Origin of the sequence: Chitinophaga sp. Cy-1792 (assembly GCF_011752935.1) — a bacterium.
GTDB lineage: Bacteria > Bacteroidota > Bacteroidia > Chitinophagales > Chitinophagaceae > Chitinophaga.
Window position 1 is genome coordinate 1 of the sequence record NZ_VWWO01000012.1, and the last position, 986, is coordinate 986.

The 986-nt window shown below is 49.3% G+C and carries 1 protein-coding gene; it reads right to left on the minus strand.

Translation table 11 applies throughout. The annotated features are described in order from the left end of the window. On the minus strand, positions 1–986 hold a 986-nt coding region (locus tag F3J22_RS30225), incomplete at both ends, for an AMP-binding protein (RefSeq protein ID WP_167021741.1).

A 986-nucleotide genomic window follows, 5' to 3' on the forward strand; every position in this document is an offset into this window, starting at 1 on the left:
CCGGATATCGGCTTACCGATGATCACCGGCTTATCCGGGTGTAGTTCTGTAACGATACAACCTACCGTTGTTTCCGTGGGGCCGTACTCGTTATATACCTTCATGGTGGTATGGATGTTCTTCAGGATGCTCACCTGTTCGGTGGTCACCTGCTCCCCACCTGTAATTGCGCAACAGATATTATCTGCCGACAATTCCAGGTGACGGAGATAACTGATATGCGAAGGCGTTAGTTTGATACAATTACTGCTGCTCTCCGCACTGAAATAATGCGTAAAAACAGCAGACATATCTGCCTGCTGGTCGTATATATGCAGGCAGCCCCCCATCGTGAGTGTGCAGAAAATACTGGTGATGGTCAGGTCAAAAGAGAGGGATGTAAACAAACCGAAAGACGGTTTTTCTATCTCTGCAAAATAATAATGATCTGCCCACTGGATATATGATGCCAGGTTATCGCGGGTAACGGCACAACCTTTGGGAGTGCCTGTAGAGCCGGAAGTATAGATCACATAGGCCAGCTGCGAACCTGCTGGCGCAGGAAGCGGTACAACCACATCATCAGCTGCATCCAGCTGCACATCGATCGCATATATAGCTCCTTTATAATAGCTGATATCAAAAATATAGCTCGTTTGGGTAATCAATATCTTCAAACCGGTATCCTGTATGATGAACTCCTTGCGGGCCGCAGGATAGGCCGGATCCACCGGTACATAGGCCGCACCGGTTTTGAGAATACCCAGTATGGCAATGATCATCTTATCAGAGCGGTCCAGCATAATACCTGCCAGGTGCCCCGCCCCTACCTGGTATTGTGTATGCAGCTGCGCTGCCAGCTGGTCAGACAGCCTGTCCAGCGCAGCATAGGTGAGTTGCGATTGCTCAAACACTACAGCGATATGGTCCGGATGTTGTGCTACCTGCTTTTTGAAAGAGGTCAGCACATCGGTGCGCTCCGTATAGTTCAGCGGGATATCATTGAA